Here is a 16732-nt window from a genome sequence, read left to right on the forward strand (position 1 = left end):
GCGGTATAACTTCCGCGAGGCAGCGTGGCTAATTCCTCTTCCCCAAACCCCGAGAAATTGGGCGACCTGGCGTATCACGCATTGCGCCGCATGATTCTCGATAAAGCGTTGCGCAGCGGCGGCCCTGTCGTCGAAGGGCGTCTTGCCGAAGAACTCAACATCTCTCGCACGCCAATGCGCGAAGCGTTGCTGCGCCTCGAAGGCGAAGGGCTGCTAGTCCGTGCGGGTGCCCGCTCGTACTCCGTGCGCTTTGTCAGCGCGCAGGAGTACTTTCAGGCAATGAAAGTTCGCGAGTTACTGGAGGCGGAAGCGATTGGTCTCGCCATCGGCAAGATCGAGAAAAAGGTCGTTCAGCAATTGATCAAGAAGATCAAGGCGCTGGGCAACGGCCAGCAGGAACAGACCCACTGGCAACTGGACGACCAGGTGCATAGCATGATGGCGCGCGCGAGCGGCAATGACGTGCTGGCGCATATGATCGATCTGGTGCGCACCAATAGCCGTCTGTTCGAACTGGTGACACCGTTCAATCGTATCGAAGAAGATCGTGCCGAACATCTGGCTATTCTCGAAGCCTATCTGGCGGACGACGCCGAAGCATCTCGCGCGGCCGTCCGTCAACACTTGCAGAATCTACGCCGGTTCGTACTCGAGCGCCTCGCAGAAGGTACCTACAGTTAGGGCAGTTTCAGCAATCCGGGCACGTTCATCGAACTCGTTAGTGCCGCAATATCTTGCCGACGAACTCTCGTGTCCGCGCCTCCTGAGGCGCATCGAATATCTGCTGCGGCGTGCCGGATTCAATCACATGACCGCCCGCCATAAACACGACTTTTGACGAGACTTCCCGTACGAAACTCATTTCGTGCGACACGATAAACATCGTGATGCCGTCGGATGCGAGTTGCCGGATCGTATCCAGCACTTCGTTCACGAGTTCGGGGTCGAGCGCGGCCGTCACCTCGTCGAGGAACAACACCTTCGGCTTCAACGCTAGTGCACGGGCAATTGCCACCCGTTGCTGCTGTCCACCCGACAATTCGTCGGGGTACGCATGCAGGCGATGAGCAAGACCGACTCGCGTCAGCAGATCAATGGCGTTCTTCTCGACTTCCTGACGCGGCCAACCCTTTATCTTCGTCGGCGTAATCATGACGTTGTCGAGCACCGTCATGTTCTGGAAAAGGTTGTACTGCTGGAATACGATCGCGATATCCGAGCGCAATGCGCGAAGCGCAGCTTTGTTCGCGTAGTTCACGGCTTCGCCATTCAGACGTACGTTTCCATGTTCCGGCGGCAGCAACCCCATCAGCACGCGCAGCAGCGTGCTCTTACCCGATCCGGACGGACCAATCAGGCTGACGATCTCGCCCTTCTCCACCGAGAGGTTGATCCGTTCAAGGACGGTATGCGGTCCATAGGACGCTTTCAGGTCAACGATTTCGAGTTGCGGCAAGTTTCTTCTCCATGCGCTTACCCAAGCGCGACAACGGATACGACATCAGGAAATACAACACCAGGATCGCGCCATACACAAGCGTCGCAGAAAAACCCTTGTTGCTTAACACCTTGCCGGCAGACGTCAGTTCCATCACGCCAATTTGCGATGCGAGCGCGGTGTCCTTGATGAACATCACAAAAAACCCGAAGGTGGGCGGCACAATGACACGCCATGCTTGCGGCACGATCACAAAACGCAGCGTTTCGAGGTAACTGAAATTGAGCGTGCTCGCCGCCTCCCACTGGTTGACATGCACCGACTCCAGCCCGCTGCGGATAATCTCGCCAAGATACGCCGACGCGATCAGGCAGACGCTAATCAACGCAACGCTGAACGTAGAGAGATTGGCGTTGAGCGACTGGGTGGCAAAGAACACCAGCATCAGCGTGACAAGGAACGGTATGCGGCGGAACACGAGGCAATACGCGAACACGATGGCGCGCACCGGCGCCATCGCGCGCGAACGCGTGACCCGCAGTATCGCGACCACGAAACCCGAGACGAAACCTGCGAGGCAGCCGATTGCAGACAGTACGAAAGTGGCGACGAGTCCTTCCAGCAGCAACAGCAGGTTGTAGTACGAAAACAGATGCGTCAGTTGAGTCATCATCGAACCGGCCATCAAAACACCTTTATCTTCGCGCGGCACACGTGACGGCCGAACATCGCGAGTGCGAAGGTCGCCAGTATCGTGATGCCGATATACATCACGGCGGCCACACTGAACGCCTCGACAGACAGATACGTCTGCGATGCAATATTGCTGGTACGCCCAGTCAATTCCTCGACGCCGAAAATCGATGCCATCGACGTGCCAAGCGTCATCACGATGAACTGGTTGGACAACGGCGGAAACATCACTTTCATCACGTGCGGAAATATCACGTGACGCACGATTTGAGGTGTCGAAAAGCCGAGCACTTCGGCTGCCTCGATTTCCGCCCAGCGTACCGAGGCGAAGCCCGCGCGCTGAATCTCGCACAGATAAGCGCCGGCATTGAAGGTCGCACCGATCAGGACAGCCGTGAACGGCGACAACGTAATGCCGATTTCAGGCAGGCCGAAAAACAGAAAAAAGATCTGTACCAGCTGCGGCGTATTGGTTGCAAAGGTCACATACGCAGTCACCAGACGACGCAGGAACGTCGGCCCATAGCGCAGGACCGACGCGCACAGGAGGCCGATGAGCATGCCGAAAATGAATGCGAGCACCGCAATCTGAAGACTGAGCCATGCACCGCCGAGCAGATAAGGCCACTGCTCGAGGATCGGCCCGAATTGAAGCGTCATCGAATCCGCACTCCCTGAAACGAATGGCGCGGTGCCGCCGCTTTATCGCCGAAGCAGCAGCGCACCACGCTCGATTGAATTATTGTGCAGCGACGGTCGGCGGCGCAGCGGTCGGGTCGTAAAGCATCGGGCTGCCGAACCACTTCTTCCAGCTCGCCGCCACATACCCGTCTTTTTGCAGCGTGCCGATTTCCTTATTCAACCGCTCGGTCAACGCCGTGTTGCCCTTCTTGATGCCGATGCAGTCGTAATCCACTTCGATCGGTGCATCGACCACCCGCCATTTCGTCTGATAGTTCTTCGTGTAGCTCAACATGAAGTCCAGCACATCGATCAGCGCATCGGCGCGACCCTGCGCAATGGCACGCACAGCGTCCGGATAGTTGTCGAGCAACAGCAACTGCGCCTTCGGCAGCTTGTCCTGAATCAGCTTGATCGGCGTCGTGCCGCGCACCTGCACGAGACGCACCGATGCATCGTTCAGCGCCATATAGTCTTTATACGGCTTGTCCTGCGTGGTCAACACGCCCAGCACTTCTGTATTCACCGGATCGGTGAAGTCGATCACTTTCAGACGATCGGCGTTACGGGTCATCCCGCCCATGACCGCATCGATCTTGTCGGCCATCAGGAAAGGCACGCGGTCGTTCGAACCGACCGGCACGATTTCGAGCTTCACGCCGAGCGAATCGGCGATCTTGCGTGCAATCGCGACATCGAACCCGTCGATATTGTTCTTTGCATCGTAGGTGCCGAGCGGCGGCAGGTTCGGGTTGATGCCGAACACGATCTTCTTCGACGCAATGATTTCGTCCAGGGTCCGCGCGCTGGCATCGATTGAGCCGAGCAGCGCACATGCCGCGAGACCGGCTGCGAGCAGGCGGCTCAACATGATCGAGGGTTTCATACTATGACTCCGTGAGAGGGCGTGATGATGAAGTGACTACTCCGGCGAGGTATTCGCAGTGCCTCGTTTTTTTGGCGATTTTGCGTATACGTATCGTATACGTTAGCATCAAAACATCGCCTAAATTAGTTGTCAAGCGAGCCTGGCAACACTGTCGGCAACGAAGCCCAAGAGGACGCAATGCGCATTCACGATCCCCACCGCACGGCTGCGGTCGAGCTGTTTCTTGATGGCCGGCGCTATTGCGCACACCCAGGCGAGAGCGTCGCAGCCGCCCTGTTCGCCGCAGGCGTCAAGACCTTGCGTGTCAGCCCGCGTTTGAATCAGCCGCGCGGTATGTACTGTTTGATGGGTTCCTGTCAGGAGTGTCTGGTGATGGTCAACGGCAGCAGAGTGCTGGCGTGTCAAACGTCGGTTGTAAACGGCATGCGTATAGAAACCGTCCCGGAGACAGGCATCGATGTCTGACATGATGTCCTCGTTCGATGTGATCGTGCTGGGCGGCGGTCCCGCCGGCGCGCAGGCGGCTATCGCGGCGGCCTCTACCGGATTGCGCGTCGCGCTGTTCGATGAAAACGTATCGGCGGGCGGCCAGGTTTATCGCGCGCCGCTCGCCGGCGTCGCACCGACGCCAGGCGCAGATCAGGCCGCAGGCGATGCATTGCGCAGCGAGCTGGCGGCGAGCAACGTCACCGCTTTCTTCCGTCATCCGGTTTGGGCGGTGACGGGCAACTATCGCGTCGATGCAACCGGCCCCGACGGTCCGCTTCACTGCACCGCACGCGCGCTGATCGTCGCATCCGGTACGACCGAGCGTGTCGTACCGTTCGAAGGATGGACGACGCCCGGCGTCATCGGTCTCGCCGCGGCGACGATCCTGCTGAAGTCGCAGCACATGCTGCCCGGGCGTTCGACGCTGGTCGCCGGCTGCGGCCCGCTGCTGGCTGCGGTCGCCGCCAAGACGCTGGAAGGCGGCGGCAAGGTCGAAGCGATCGTCGATCTCGCCAGCACCGGCGACTGGGCGCGCGCGATGCCCGCGATGCTCGGGCGGCTCGATCTGCTTCGCCAGGGTTTCAAATGGTGGAACGCGATTCGCCGCGCAGGTACGCCCCGTTACGCACGCCATACGATCGTTCGCGTCGAACCGGCCGGCGACCGCCTGCGTGCCACGCTTGCCCCTTGCGACGCCGCTGGCCGGGTGATCGACGGCGAGCGCAAAACCGTGTTGAGCGACTGCATCGCGGTCGGCCACGGTCTCACGCCTTCCAGCGAAATCACGCGTCTGTTGCGCGCCGAGCATCGTTATTCACGTGCGGCCGGTGGCTGGGTCGCCGTAGCCGACGCCGACGGCCGCACCTCCCGTCCTCTGCTGTATGTCGCGGGCGACGGTGCGGGGATCGCCGGCGCCGCCGCGGCCGCAACCCACGGCATGCTCGCTGGACTCGCCTGCGCGCGCGATCTCGGCGCGAGCGGAGCTATCGCCGCCAAACGCGTTGCCGATCTGCGCCAGGCGCACCGGGACGCCTCCCGTTTCGGCCATGCGATGGCGAACCTGATGGCGTTGCGCGCTGGTCACGTCGACAGCATCGCGCCCGATACCATCGTCTGCCGGTGCGAGGACGTCACGCGCGCGGAGATCGACGCGGCCTGCGATGCGGGCGCACACGATGTCAATCAACTCAAGGCATGGACGCGCTGCGGGATGGGCCCGTGCCAGGGGCGCACGTGCGGCGACGTCGCAGGCGAGCTTCTGATGCGTCGCATGGGTGCGAACTCGCGCGAAGACGTCGGCTGCTTTTCTGCCCGTACGCCACTGCGTCCCGTGACGGTCGAAGCCCTGACTGGAGCATTCAAATACGACGACATTCCGATCCCGAAGGCGGCACCGCTATGAACGACCGGAACCTGTCCTCGCTCGACACGCTGCACAAACCGATCGACGTCACCGTCATCGGCGGCGGCGTCATGGGCTGCACTACCGCATTGTTTCTCGCCCGGGGCGGCATGCGGGTCACACTGATCGAACGCGATGCGCTGTGCCGCGCTGCCTCAGGCGTCAACGCAGGCACGCTGACTTTGCACATGACGCGCGCCGCGCTCGTGCCCTATGCCATCCACGCATGGAAGATGTGGATGGAAACCGACCAGTGGCTCGGCGAGGGCGTGCTCGCGACCGCTGCGCCCGGACTGTCGCTGGCATTCACTGAAAACGAACGCGACCTGCTGCGTGCGCGTGCCGCCGCGCGCCGCGAATATGGCGCGGAGATCGATCTGCTCGATGCCGAAACCGCGCTGCGGATCGAACCTGGTCTTAATCCGGCGATGCTGGAAGCCGCACATTGCACCACCGACGGCTTCGCAAGCGCGTATCTCACTGGTCGTGCCTATCGCGCCGCATTAAGCGCGGCCGGTGTGCAAATCATCGAAAACACCGCGGTGACACGCATCGAAAAGTTGAACGGGTGCTATCGCGTAGATGGATCGCAGGCGGGCAAGCAACCACTCGTCATCGACTCGACGCGCATCGTGATGGCAGGCGGCGTCTGGCTCGAACCGCTGCTCGGCATGCTCGACATTCACATTCCCGTCAAAACGCTGGTCAATCAGCTGATCGTGACCGAACGGATGCCGCCCGTCATGCGCACCGTGTTGAGCATTGCCAACGGTCTTCTGTCGATGAAGCAGTTCGCGAACGGCAGCGTCGTCATAGGCGGCGGCTGGCAAGGTGTCGGAGATCGCGAACGTGGTCCGGTCGAGACCATTCCGCAAAACCTGACTGGCAATCTGCGCCTCGCACAGCACGTGATTCCTGCTCTCGCCAAAGCCCGCGTCGCGCGGATCTGGCTCGGACTCGAATCGGAAACCGCCGACGCCATGCCGATGATCGGCGCGCTGCCCGGCCTCGATCACGCCTATGTCATCGGCTGCGTCCATTCCGGTTATACGAGCGGCCCCTACATGGGCAAGCTGCTCTCGCAGGCAATCCTCGGCGAGACGCCCGAGTTGCCCCTGTTCGATCCCGCGCGGCTGATCGCGCCAACGTCCGCACACGATGCGCCAGCACTTTCCCCTCGAGAACACACGCAATGATCCCCTCGCACGACGCTCCTCTTAACGGCGTTTATGCCGCCGCACTGTGTCCGCTTGATGCACACGGCCGCCATCTCGACGAAGCCGCATTGGCGAATCATCTGGATACGCTCGCGTCCGTGGACGGCATCGCGGGCCTGCTGATCAACGGTCATGCCGGCGAAAACTTCGCGCTGTCCCGCGACGACAAGCGACGCGTGCTCGACATTGCGCATGAGGTGTGCGGCGATCGTTCGATCATCGTTGCGGGCGTGAACTCGGAAGACAGTTTCGAAGCACAAGCACATACCGACGATGCCAAAGCCGCCGGCGCCGATCTGACGCTGCTGTTTCCGCCTTATTCGTGGGCTTTATCGACCGATCTCGCGACCGTCGTCAATCATCATCAGATCGCCAACGCGAACGCACACTTGCCGATGATGCTCTATCAGGCCGGCGTCGGCACCGGTGCGATGGCTTACACCGCTGACATGCTGTCGGCGCTGGTCAAGCTTCCCGAGGTCGTCGCGATCAAGGAAGGCAGTTGGGAAACCGCCCGATACGAAGCGAACCGCCGCCTCGTGAAGGCTGCCGCACCGCACGTCGCCGTGATGGCCTCGGGCGACGAGCATCTGTTCACGTGTTTCGCGATCGGCACCGAAGGCAGCGTCGTCAGTCTTGCGGCGGTCGTGCCCGAACTGGTCGTGGCGCTGTACCGCGCGTTGCAGGAGCGCAATCTCGTCGAAGCACAGCGGTTGAACGAACACGTTTATCCGCTGGCAAAGGCCATTTACGGCACCGCGCCGGGCTCGCATGCGAACGCGCGGCTCAAGGCCTGCCTGCATCTACTCGGCAAATTTCCGCATGCGTGCGCACGTCCGCCGATTCCGACCCTCACGGCAGCAGAGACTGCGCAGCTCGACGAGGCGCTGTCATTTGCCCTCTCATTTGAACTTGCGATTGACCACGACCGGAGCGACTCATGACGCAAACCACGACCCGCACGCTGATTCGCGGCGGCCGCCTGATTACCGCCATTGACGACTATGTCGCCGACATCGTTATCGAAGGCGAACGGATTGTTTGCATCGGCCATCAGATCGAAGCAGGCCCGGATACCAAAGTGATCGATGCAACAGGATTGCTGGTATTTCCCGGCGGCGTCGATGCGCACACGCACATGGAAAATACTTTCGGTCCTTCTGTCACGTGCGATAACTTCGATTCCGGCACGCGTTCTGCTGCATTCGGCGGCACGACGACGATCATCGACTTTGCGTTGCAGGACGCCGGCACGGGTCCGCTCGACGCGATCGCGCGTGCGCAGCAAAAGGCCGGCTCGGTCTCGCATATCGACTACGGATTCCATGTGATCGTCACCCGGGTCGACGATCAGGTGCTCGCCGACATGCAACATGCGATCCGGCACGAGGGCGTATCGAGCTTCAAGATGTTCATGGCCTATCCCGGCACGGTGATGTCCGATGATGCATCGATTTTTCAGGCGATGCGGATGGTCGGTCAGCACGGCGGCATGATCGCATTGCACGCGGAAAACGGCACGGTCATCGACCTGCTGATTCGCGAAGCACTCGCGCAAGGCCATACATCGCCGCGCCATCATGCGCTGACACGTCCCGCGATCATGGAAGGCGAAGCCACGCATCGCGGCATCAAGCTCGCGGAACTCGCGGAGGCGCCGGTCTATTTCGTCCACCTGTCCGCGAAAGAGGCGCTCAAACATGTGATCGAAGCGCGCGATCTCGGCATTCCGGTGTTTGCGGAAACCTGTCCGCATTATCTGTTCTTCGACGAGACCGCTTACGCCGACGATAGCTTCGACATGGCGCGCTATGTGATGAGTCCGCCGCTGCGCTCGAAAGAAGCGCAAAACGCGTTGTGGACCGCGCTGAAGACCGACGACCTGCAATTGATTTCCACCGACCACTGCCCGTATTGCATGAAGGAAGGCCATCGTGGCAACGTGAATCAGAAGCCGCTCGGTGCCGACGATTTCTCCAAGATTCCGAACGGCGTGCCGGGAGTCGAAACGCGCATGACGGTGGTCTATGACGGCGGTGTTCGTATCGGTCGCATTTCGCTGAACCGTTTCGTCGAATTGACGTCGACAGCGCCCGCCAAACTGTTCGGACTGTTTCCGAAGAAGGGCACACTCGCGATCGGCAGCGACGCGGATATCGTTCTGTTCGATCCGCGCGAAGCTCACACCATCAGCGCAGACACGCAACATAGCGATTGCGATTTCACGCTCTTCGAAGGTCACGAGGTTACGGGCCGCGTGAAGAAAGTACTGTTGCGCGGCGAATTGCTGATCGACGACGGCCAGTGGGTGGGACGCAGCGGCGGTGGTCAGTTCGTTGCGCGCGGCGAACTCGGCGCTCATTTCTGACGCTCGCCACGCCATGCCGATCTACAACTACCGTTGCGAAACCTGCGGCGTATTCGACCAGATACGCCGCGTCGCGTTGCGCGATGAACCTGCGCCGTGCCCGCAATGCGGTGCGTCATCGGCACGTTCGCAGAATGGCTTGCCCATGCTGCTCACACGCGGCGACGAGACCCCGGTCGAGAATGACGGCGCTTATTTAGGCCGGCACGCGAAAAGTTGTCTCTGCTGCGTTTAACGCGCGGCGCCTGTCGCGCTAATGCGTAGGCGCACTTTTTCCGCTTTATCAGCGGTGCCAGTGCAATCGTCAGTCTGAACGGCTTTGCAATAGACGAAAATAGACGAAGGGCGCTGTTCGGTGAACAGCGCCCTTCGGGATCTTCAGGAACTTCAGATCGCTTCGAACGTGATGTCTTGTGCACCTTCCCACAATACCTTGACGCCCAGTTCGCGAAGATTTTCCTTACCTTCGACGATTGTCAGGAAGTGATTGCCTGCGAGCTGCCCCATCTTGCTAGCGAACAGGCACGATCCGTACGCCATGATGATTTCGGTTTCGCTGTAGCCACCCGGGTAAAAAAGAATGTCGCCAACCGACGGGTGACTCGTGTGATTCTCGAACCCTACTTCTACGCCGTCATTTTCGAGTTTGAATTCGCCGAGCGGCACCCAGCAGCCCTCGCCGCTCCAGCGTACGTGAATGATTTTCTGCGTGTACGGAAGCAGCTTCATAAAAGCAGCAACAGTTTTCGGTGCATCGGGATTGGCTTCAGCAATAAAAGTCAGGCCGCAGGATGTGATACGAAGTCGAGTCATGGGAAGGTTCTGTTGAGAATGGCTGAAGGGATGTAGACCGGAACCCTCAGCACGTGAGCATGTGACAAAGCGCAGGTTGATGCGATGGTCGTCCGGTTGAATGGAGAACATTTTGTCGACGCCACTTATACATCGACATGGACAATTAATTCGGATTCCATCAGGCCAGTTTCACAGGCATTCCCGTTAAACAAACACTTCAAAAATCGACGCTCCCCCGCTTATCCATCTACGTAACAATGCTTCAATTCGCACATGCCTTGACCGACGATCCAGATTTTGCAAGGCCGATCCATATTGTCACGAGGCTCAAAAGTGTCATGACGAAGGCGAGCATCGCGGCAACATGCAGGCCCGCGGCAAGATCACCGGACTCGGGACGCACGAGTGAACCGAACACGCCCACGCCTACGACCCCGCCGATCTGCCGAGCGGTGTTCAACACGCCCGAAGCGATGCCGATGGACGACGATTCGACATGTGCGAGCACGGCCGTATTGATCGACGGCACCGCGAGCGCAACACCTGTTCCGACGGCCAGCAAGGGTAATGCGATGGCGAGCGTGCCGCTGTCGGCGTGAATGAATGCCAGCGAGACATAGCCGAGCGCTGCCAGCAACTGGCCGACGACCATCGGCAAGCGATGACCGAAGCGTGCGGTGAGGCGGCCCGATACGACGTTCGCGATGGTCACGACAGCGGTCATCGGCAGGAACGCGATGCCGGTTTCGAGCGGCGTGTCGTGACGCGCATTCTGGAAAAACAGGCTCATCGCGAACATCAACCCGTAATAGCCGAAGTTCAGCGTAAAGCCCGTGATCGAACTGACGTTCAGCACGGCGTTGCGAAACAGCGCAAGCGGCAACAGCGGCTGCGCGTGACGCGCCTCGACGGCGATGAACAACGAGCCCGCCACTAGCATCGCCGCGAGGCTCGTCATGACCGTGGCACTCATCCAGCCGAGGCGGCCGCTTTCGATGACGGCATACGTCAACGCAGCCAGCGTGACGATTGCAAGAGGTTGCCCGGCCAGATCGATGCGGCGCGCCGCGCGACGCACCGTGTCGGGCGCATGCCTGAGCGTGAGCCAGATGCCGGCGATGCCGATCGGCACGTTGATCAGGAAGATCGACGGCCAGCCGAAACGATCGACCAGCACGCCGCCGACCAGCGGACCGGCGCCGAGCGCCAGCGCCGCAGTGCCGGCCCAGATGCTGACGGCCCTGGCGCGCGCATGCGGGTCCGGAAATGCCGCGCCGAGCAGCGCCAGCGACGAGGGCACGCACAGCGCCGCCCCCACGCCTTGCAGTACTCGCGACGCAACGAGCATCGCCGCGTCGCCCGAAAGACCGCAGCCGATCGACGCGCAGGTGAACACCACGAAGCCGCTGACGAACACCCGACGCGCGCCGAAGCGGTCGGCGAGCGCACCCGCCGTGAGCAGCAGGCACGCGAACGCGAGCGTGTATGCGTTGACGACCCATTCGAGCGCGGTTGCGTCCAGCGCGAGGCTCGCGCGCATGCGATCGAGTGCGACATTCACGACTGTCACGTCGAGACAGATGAGGACGAAACCGAGGCTCGTCGCCAGCAGGGCGAGCCGCGATGACTGTCGCGGCGTGGGGTGTTGTGTACGCATAGGTCCTTGCGGGAAATGACGCGCGCGAGCCGGACAGAACCGTGCAAGTCGTCGCGAAGCCCGAACTGTATTCCATAACCTACGCTTGATAAACGCAGGTGTATTTGACACAGAACCCGGTATTATTGAGGAATGGATCTTCTCAAGACGATGACGGTGTTTGTGCGCGTGGTCGAAACCGGCAGCCTGACGGCGGCGGCGGTGGCGTGCGACCTGTCGCCGACGATGGTCGGCACTCACCTTCAGGCGCTGGAAGCGCGGCTCGGTACGCGGCTCATCCATCGCACCACGCGCAAGCAGCAGGTGAGCGCATTCGGTCAGACGTACTACGAACGCTGCGTCGAGATACTCGGCCTGATCGACGATTCGGAGCGGCTCGCGCACGATCATCTCGCGACGCCGCGCGGCCGCTTGCGCGTGACGGCGCCCGTCATGTTCAACAACGAGTGTCTGATTCCGGTTATTGCCGAATACTGCGAGCGCTATCCCGAGGTGAAGCTCGATATCGTCGCAACCGACGCAGTCTCGGATCTCGTCGACGACGGCTTTGAGGCAGCGATCCGCATTGGCACGCTGGGTAATCCCGATCTGGTCGCGCGGCCGCTCAAGCCGTATCGGCTCGTGCTATGCGCTTCCCGCGCCTACCTGAAGGCGCACGGCACGCCCGCGACGCCCGACGCGTTGCGCACGCATCAGTGCCTGACCTACGCGTATCCGCCGCGCTCCGAATGGTACGCGGCGCAGCCCGAGTGGGTGCTGCACGGTGCGGAAGGTCGCGTGGCCGTGCGTGTGGATGGGCGCCTGAAAATCGACAACTCCGAAGCGCTGCGGCGCGCCGTGTTGCGCGGTCTGGGCATCGCGATGCTGCCGGCGATTCTGGTGAACGACGATCTGCGCGCGAAACGGCTGGTGGAAGTGCTGCCTGCCTATGCCGCGCCCGAGCGGCAACTGAACCTGCTTTATTTGAGCGAGCGGCACATGTCGCCAAAACTGCGCAGCTTCATCGATTTCGTGGTCGAACGCTTCGGTGCGGAAACGACGACGGATCTGGGTGATTGAACGGAACGCGGCACGAAGTGGTTGTGCGTTATGACGCAATTGGATGGCTCGTAGCCGACTAGCGTCCGCCGACAGCGCGGCAGCTGAAATCCCTCCATACGTTCAAGTACTCACGGCGAGACGCTCTCGAAAATCGGTTAGACCCACGCAATAGACCTTCCCGATTGATCGATTTGAGCATTGGCCGCGGATATAGCGGCTTGCTCCATGGTCGTTGCTCCCTGTGGTGCCTTGAGGCGCCCCGTCGTGGGGTCCACCGCCGAGTCATGGTAGTGAAGCAACGCGATACCGGCACGTTCATCGAACCACCGATGCTGTCCTGAAAAATGCAGGTAATAGTTGGCGTTAGAAGGTGCGTGTCGGAACGGAATCTGCGCTACGTGAATCGCCAGCCACATGGCCACCTGGTCGACGTGCGTTTGTTTTTTTGCTCTTTTTAGCGGTTCGATGTTCTGCAACAGCCAGAGCGCCCAATGCCGCCATGCCGTGTCTACCTGCTCGACAAGGTGTTTCGGGATGCCGTACATGCCGCCGTTGCAATTCCCCAGGAACGTCAGATCCTGCTCGGCATGTCTCCTGGTGGACCCTACCAAGTCTCGCAGCATCAGCACCGGTTTTCGCAACAGACGGATTATTCGCCCCTTGGGCGTGCGGTCAGCGTGTATGTCCAGACGCGTTCCGCCATTGCCACTCCCTGCGAGCCCCAGTCTGCCAGACGCATCGACTTCAATCAGGCGCGGCTCTTCACGCATTCCGGCAAGCCGGGCCACCTCTCGCAACACCGGCAGCGGCGGGTTCGGACCGTCGACGACCTTAGCCGTCAACTCCGTGTTGCTGAGATGAGGGCGTAGATCATCCAGAGCGATCATGTCGGTATCGAGCAGGACAATGATCGAAAAGTCGAGGTCCTTCAGATTGCTCAACTGCGCCAGCTTGTTGCAGTAGCGACCGTCGCCGAATGGCTTGATCTGGTGCGTCGTGCAGCCCAGCTCTTGGAAGCTGCGTCTGGCTTCATCCGGCACGCTTTCCGTGAACTGGACGTGAATATCGGCAGGGTCATCGCAGCTATGCTGGCGCAGAGACAGCGCCAGCTGGTACCCCATGGAGGCGAACTTGGGGTGTCGATCGACAACGAACGAAAACAACGTCTTCCCGGCGTTGGTCGGTTCGCGATATGGGTGCGCTAAAGATGACATGGCGAATGCGTGGCTCGTCGAATTTCAGCTAGGGCAAGCGAACTGCCCGTACGGCGCGCACTGCGGCCGAGATAAATTTCGAGATCGGCTGAACCGCCGCTGGCGTTCGCGTCGGTGCCTGTGCTGACAATACGTAATGCTCGGCATCTTTGAGCGCCGAAACCAGCGCAGGCCTGGATTCTTCCGCCTTGTGTGAAAGCGTTGCGCACAATGCCTGGAAAAGGCGTTGGGCGAGTTGCGGCGCAGTGTGCGCGGCGTCGAGTTCATCAGGGGTAAATTGCCAATGCCGAAGGCGATTATCCAGGAACTCTTGAGCATAGACAGCGACCCGCTGGGCGTTCAACGCAAGCCCCAGGCACTTGGAGACACGCGTGAGTTCCGCGACCGGCGCATCGATAAGCGTGTCGTAATCGACGAACACCCGCCGCCGCCCGTCTGTGGCGCGAATCGCGGGTGCCATGTGAGCGAGCCACAGCCGGCACGATTTCTCAAGGCTGAAGCGGTCCCGGCGTTTCAGCGACCGGGCCACGCTGATCGGATTTCTGATTGCAATGACGTAGAAGATGCGTAGACCGGAACGTTCGAACACTGGCATCCAGAATGGCAGCAATCGCGAAATGCGCGGGTCTTTGAGCGCGAAGATCTTCGTTCGACACTTCTCGATCAGCACCGAAGTCGCACGCTCCCGAAAGACATCGAGCATCGCTGGAGCAATCCGATCGAGGTCGACAGGGGCCAATGCGTCCCAACTCGACCCGGCTGCGTGAAGGAGCTCGACGTTGATGCGGTGAATATCGAGATCCTCGAAAAAGCCCTTGTCGTTCTCCCCTGCAACCGGCTGACCGAGATTGGCGCCGAAATCGGCACCCATCGTCTCCATTGCCCGAGTAATGGCGCTAGTTCCGCCTCGATGCATACCTAAGACAACAATGAGCGTGGATTCGGTGTGCGGACGATTGACCGCGAGAATGTCATTTTCTAGAAGAGGATATGGATGCGAATAGACTTCCGTCACGATAAGCCCTAGTAGTGCATTAATGCGAGTCACCACGCGATTCGAGCCGCGAGACGCTTAACACAGTCATGCATAGGCCGAAGACGACTCAACGCAGAAGCGAAAGAGGTGCGGAAACCGTGGTCAAATTGAGGTGGCTGAATAGCTTTAACCATCATAGCAGCGGATCGGGCCATGAATCGTCGAATCACGATGTATAACGGTTTATTGGCGCAAGAATTCGATTACCGAATATTCGAATACTGACGGCAATATTGAATTACAGAATATTTCGCGCATCACTACAAGAAGCAAAGTGTTCCTGAAACGCCGCAATGTAATCTTATTCATGATCAGTGGGCAGATTGAATTGAGCGTTGTCTGATACTTCGAAAGATAGCGGGGTCTCATATCCGATGCCTGAATTGCCGGCTATACCGCTGATAATCCTTGCGCTCCACATCGCTCAGACTATTGAGCGTCGCTCAGGAGAGCACCGACGACATCACAGTCACGCTTTCCGTTTGCCCCGCAGCGAGACGCCTGAATTCTTCGACCCATTGCGCGACTGCGGGACGACTAAACCTCACCGGCTCCGCGATATCCGCTGCACCAGAACCGCCGCCCGCATCGTCGGCAATCTCTCATCTCCCGATCTCGCTCAGCGCGACACATAAGGATCGGCGTAAGTCGATTGCCAGCCGCCGCCGAGCGCCTTGCAAAGCGTGATCAGATTCGCGTCGGCCGTCGCCTTGCTCTGTTCGAGGTTGCTCTGCGCGTCGAGCAGTTGCTTCTGCACGTTCAGCACGTCGAGATAGTCGAGCGCTCCGCCCTTGTAGCGCTGCTGCGCGATCGAGAGTGCCCGCTGATTCAGTGCGACCACGGCGGACAGCCGCTCCTGACGCAACTGCTCCGCGTCGTAGACGACGAGCGAATCGTCTACCTGGCGCCAGGCGTCCAGCACCGTGTGCCGATAGACAATGGCCGCCTCCTGCTGTTGCGCCTCACGCAGTTGCAGCGTTCCCTTCAGACGCCCGCCCTCGAAAATCGGCATCGTGATGGATGGCCCGACTACGAACTGCCCCGACGCCCAGTTAGCAAGACTCGAAAGCTGAAGGCTTTGAAAACCCGCACTGCCATTGAGCGATATACGCGGATAAAAATCCGCTTTCGCCATGCCAATCGAAGCGGTGGCCGCATGCAACTGCGCTTCCGCCCTTCTGATATCGGGTCTGCGTTGCACGAGTTCCGACGGAAATCCGATTGGCACTTGCGCCGGGAGTGCCGGCACATCGTGCGCGTCGCCGAGGGTTTGCTGGAGCGCTCCCGGTTCTTTGGCGAGCAGCACACCAATCGCGTTGATCGTGGTTTCGCATCGCGATTCCAGTGTCGGGATCAGACTTTCGATCGACGCTGCCTGCGCGGATGCATTCGCCACATCCAGATCGGTGGTCACTCCTTCTTTCGCGCGTATTTGTGTGAGCTTCGCCGTATTGCGGGCAATGTCGAGATTCTCTCTTGCGATCCGCAGAAGCGACTGGGTTTCGCGCAACTCGATATAGTCTCTCGCGAGTTCGGCACGAGCCGAGAGCAGAACGGCGTTCCGATCCTCGTACGAAGCATCCGCCGAGGCCGACGCGGCTTCCACACCACGCCGGACGCCGCCCCAGATATCGAGTTCCCACGATGCGTCGAAGCCAGCCTGATAGAGGTTATAAGCAGGCGAACCCGACGACCCCGGCAGCGGCGCGACGCCAAGCGGCGTATTCCCCGATGCGGACTGCGATTGACTCGCGGCAAGATTCGGGCTTTCGTCGAGTTCGTGACCGACGCGCTTCGCGATAACGCGCATCT

General features: G+C 60.2%; 17 protein-coding genes. 8 read left to right on the plus strand and 9 right to left on the minus strand.

Features of this window, described 5'->3' with window-relative positions:
* Positions 1-24 precede the first annotated feature (24 nt).
* The gene (locus ABH945_RS29805; protein WP_074772810.1) at positions 25-681 is read left to right on the plus strand and encodes a GntR family transcriptional regulator; all 657 of its coding nucleotides are present in this window, start codon (positions 25-27) and stop codon (positions 679-681) included.
* 37 nt (positions 682-718) lie between these two features.
* Here the strand turns inward: ABH945_RS29805 and ABH945_RS29810 are convergent, their stop codons facing one another.
* The 4 genes from ABH945_RS29810 to ABH945_RS29825 form a co-directional block, all read right to left on the minus strand.
* The gene (locus ABH945_RS29810; RefSeq protein ID WP_074772807.1) at positions 719-1456 is read right to left on the minus strand and encodes an amino acid ABC transporter ATP-binding protein; all 738 of its coding nucleotides are present in this window, start codon (positions 1454-1456) and stop codon (positions 719-721) included.
* On the minus strand, positions 1434-2111 hold the full coding sequence (locus ABH945_RS29815) for an amino acid ABC transporter permease (RefSeq protein ID WP_253189885.1): 678 nt from the start codon (positions 2109-2111) through the stop codon (positions 1434-1436). The genes ABH945_RS29810 and ABH945_RS29815 overlap by 23 nt, the downstream gene beginning before the upstream one ends.
* An 11-nt stretch (positions 2112-2122) precedes the next feature.
* Positions 2123-2791, minus strand: coding sequence for an amino acid ABC transporter permease (locus ABH945_RS29820; RefSeq protein WP_429253023.1), 669 nt, complete (start codon positions 2789-2791; stop codon positions 2123-2125).
* 79 nt (positions 2792-2870) lie between these two features.
* Positions 2871-3698, minus strand: a complete 828-nt coding sequence (locus tag ABH945_RS29825; protein WP_074772798.1) for a transporter substrate-binding domain-containing protein — start codon at positions 3696-3698, stop codon at positions 2871-2873.
* 180 nt (positions 3699-3878) lie between these two features.
* Here ABH945_RS29825 and ABH945_RS29830 point away from each other — a divergent pair, with 180 nt between their 5' ends.
* Genes ABH945_RS29830 through ABH945_RS29855 form a run of 6 tightly spaced genes read left to right on the plus strand, consistent with a single transcriptional unit; the run spans position 3879 to position 9412 of the window.
* Positions 3879-4166 (plus strand): (2Fe-2S)-binding protein, encoded by a 288-nt coding sequence (locus tag ABH945_RS29830; RefSeq protein ID WP_074772795.1) that lies wholly within the window; start codon positions 3879-3881, stop codon positions 4164-4166.
* Positions 4159-5592, plus strand: a complete 1434-nt coding sequence (locus ABH945_RS29835) for an FAD-dependent oxidoreductase (RefSeq protein WP_429253024.1) — start codon at positions 4159-4161, stop codon at positions 5590-5592. The genes ABH945_RS29830 and ABH945_RS29835 overlap by 8 nt, the downstream gene beginning before the upstream one ends.
* The gene (locus tag ABH945_RS29840; RefSeq protein WP_429253025.1) at positions 5589-6788 is read left to right on the plus strand and encodes an NAD(P)/FAD-dependent oxidoreductase; all 1200 of its coding nucleotides are present in this window, start codon (positions 5589-5591) and stop codon (positions 6786-6788) included. The genes ABH945_RS29835 and ABH945_RS29840 overlap by 4 nt, the downstream gene beginning before the upstream one ends.
* Positions 6785-7753, plus strand: coding sequence for a dihydrodipicolinate synthase family protein (locus ABH945_RS29845; protein ID WP_429253026.1), 969 nt, complete (start codon positions 6785-6787; stop codon positions 7751-7753). The genes ABH945_RS29840 and ABH945_RS29845 overlap by 4 nt, the downstream gene beginning before the upstream one ends.
* Positions 7750-9177: a dihydropyrimidinase gene (gene hydA, locus ABH945_RS29850; RefSeq protein ID WP_429253027.1), complete on the plus strand. Its 1428-nt coding sequence runs from the start codon at positions 7750-7752 to the stop codon at positions 9175-9177. The genes ABH945_RS29845 and hydA overlap by 4 nt, the downstream gene beginning before the upstream one ends.
* 13 nt (positions 9178-9190) lie before the next feature.
* Entirely contained in the window at positions 9191-9412 is a 222-nt protein-coding gene (locus ABH945_RS29855) for an FmdB family zinc ribbon protein (RefSeq protein ID WP_074772781.1), read from the plus strand.
* 152 nt (positions 9413-9564) lie between these two features.
* Here the strand turns inward: ABH945_RS29855 and ABH945_RS29860 are convergent, their stop codons facing one another.
* Both ABH945_RS29860 and ABH945_RS29865 read right to left on the minus strand, forming a co-directional pair.
* The gene (locus ABH945_RS29860) at positions 9565-9990 is read right to left on the minus strand and encodes a DUF3830 family protein (RefSeq protein WP_074772778.1); all 426 of its coding nucleotides are present in this window, start codon (positions 9988-9990) and stop codon (positions 9565-9567) included.
* A 244-nt stretch (positions 9991-10234) separates the two neighbouring features.
* Positions 10235-11629, minus strand: coding sequence for an MFS transporter (locus ABH945_RS29865; RefSeq protein ID WP_429253028.1), 1395 nt, complete (start codon positions 11627-11629; stop codon positions 10235-10237).
* A 132-nt stretch (positions 11630-11761) separates the two neighbouring features.
* On the opposite strand from ABH945_RS29865, the gene ABH945_RS29870 reads away from it, so the two are divergent.
* Complete coding sequence (locus ABH945_RS29870) at positions 11762-12688, plus strand: LysR family transcriptional regulator (protein ID WP_429253029.1); 927 nt, start codon at positions 11762-11764, stop codon at positions 12686-12688.
* 137 nt (positions 12689-12825) lie between these two features.
* On the opposite strand, the gene ABH945_RS29875 is transcribed toward ABH945_RS29870, so the two are convergent.
* From ABH945_RS29875 to ABH945_RS29885, 3 genes are all read right to left on the minus strand, one after another.
* Positions 12826-13884, minus strand: coding sequence for a hypothetical protein (locus ABH945_RS29875; protein ID WP_429253030.1), 1059 nt, complete (start codon positions 13882-13884; stop codon positions 12826-12828).
* Between the two features lie 28 nt (positions 13885-13912).
* Entirely contained in the window at positions 13913-14899 is a 987-nt protein-coding gene (locus ABH945_RS29880) for a sulfotransferase family protein (RefSeq protein WP_429253031.1), read from the minus strand.
* Between the two features lie 640 nt (positions 14900-15539).
* Complete coding sequence (locus ABH945_RS29885; protein WP_429253032.1) at positions 15540-16730, minus strand: efflux transporter outer membrane subunit; 1191 nt, start codon at positions 16728-16730, stop codon at positions 15540-15542.
* Positions 16731-16732: the final 2 nt, after the last annotated feature.

It is taken from the genome of Paraburkholderia sp. GAS333, assembly GCF_050435665.1.
In the GTDB taxonomy this organism is placed as follows: Bacteria; Pseudomonadota; Gammaproteobacteria; order Burkholderiales; family Burkholderiaceae; genus Paraburkholderia; species Paraburkholderia fungorum_A.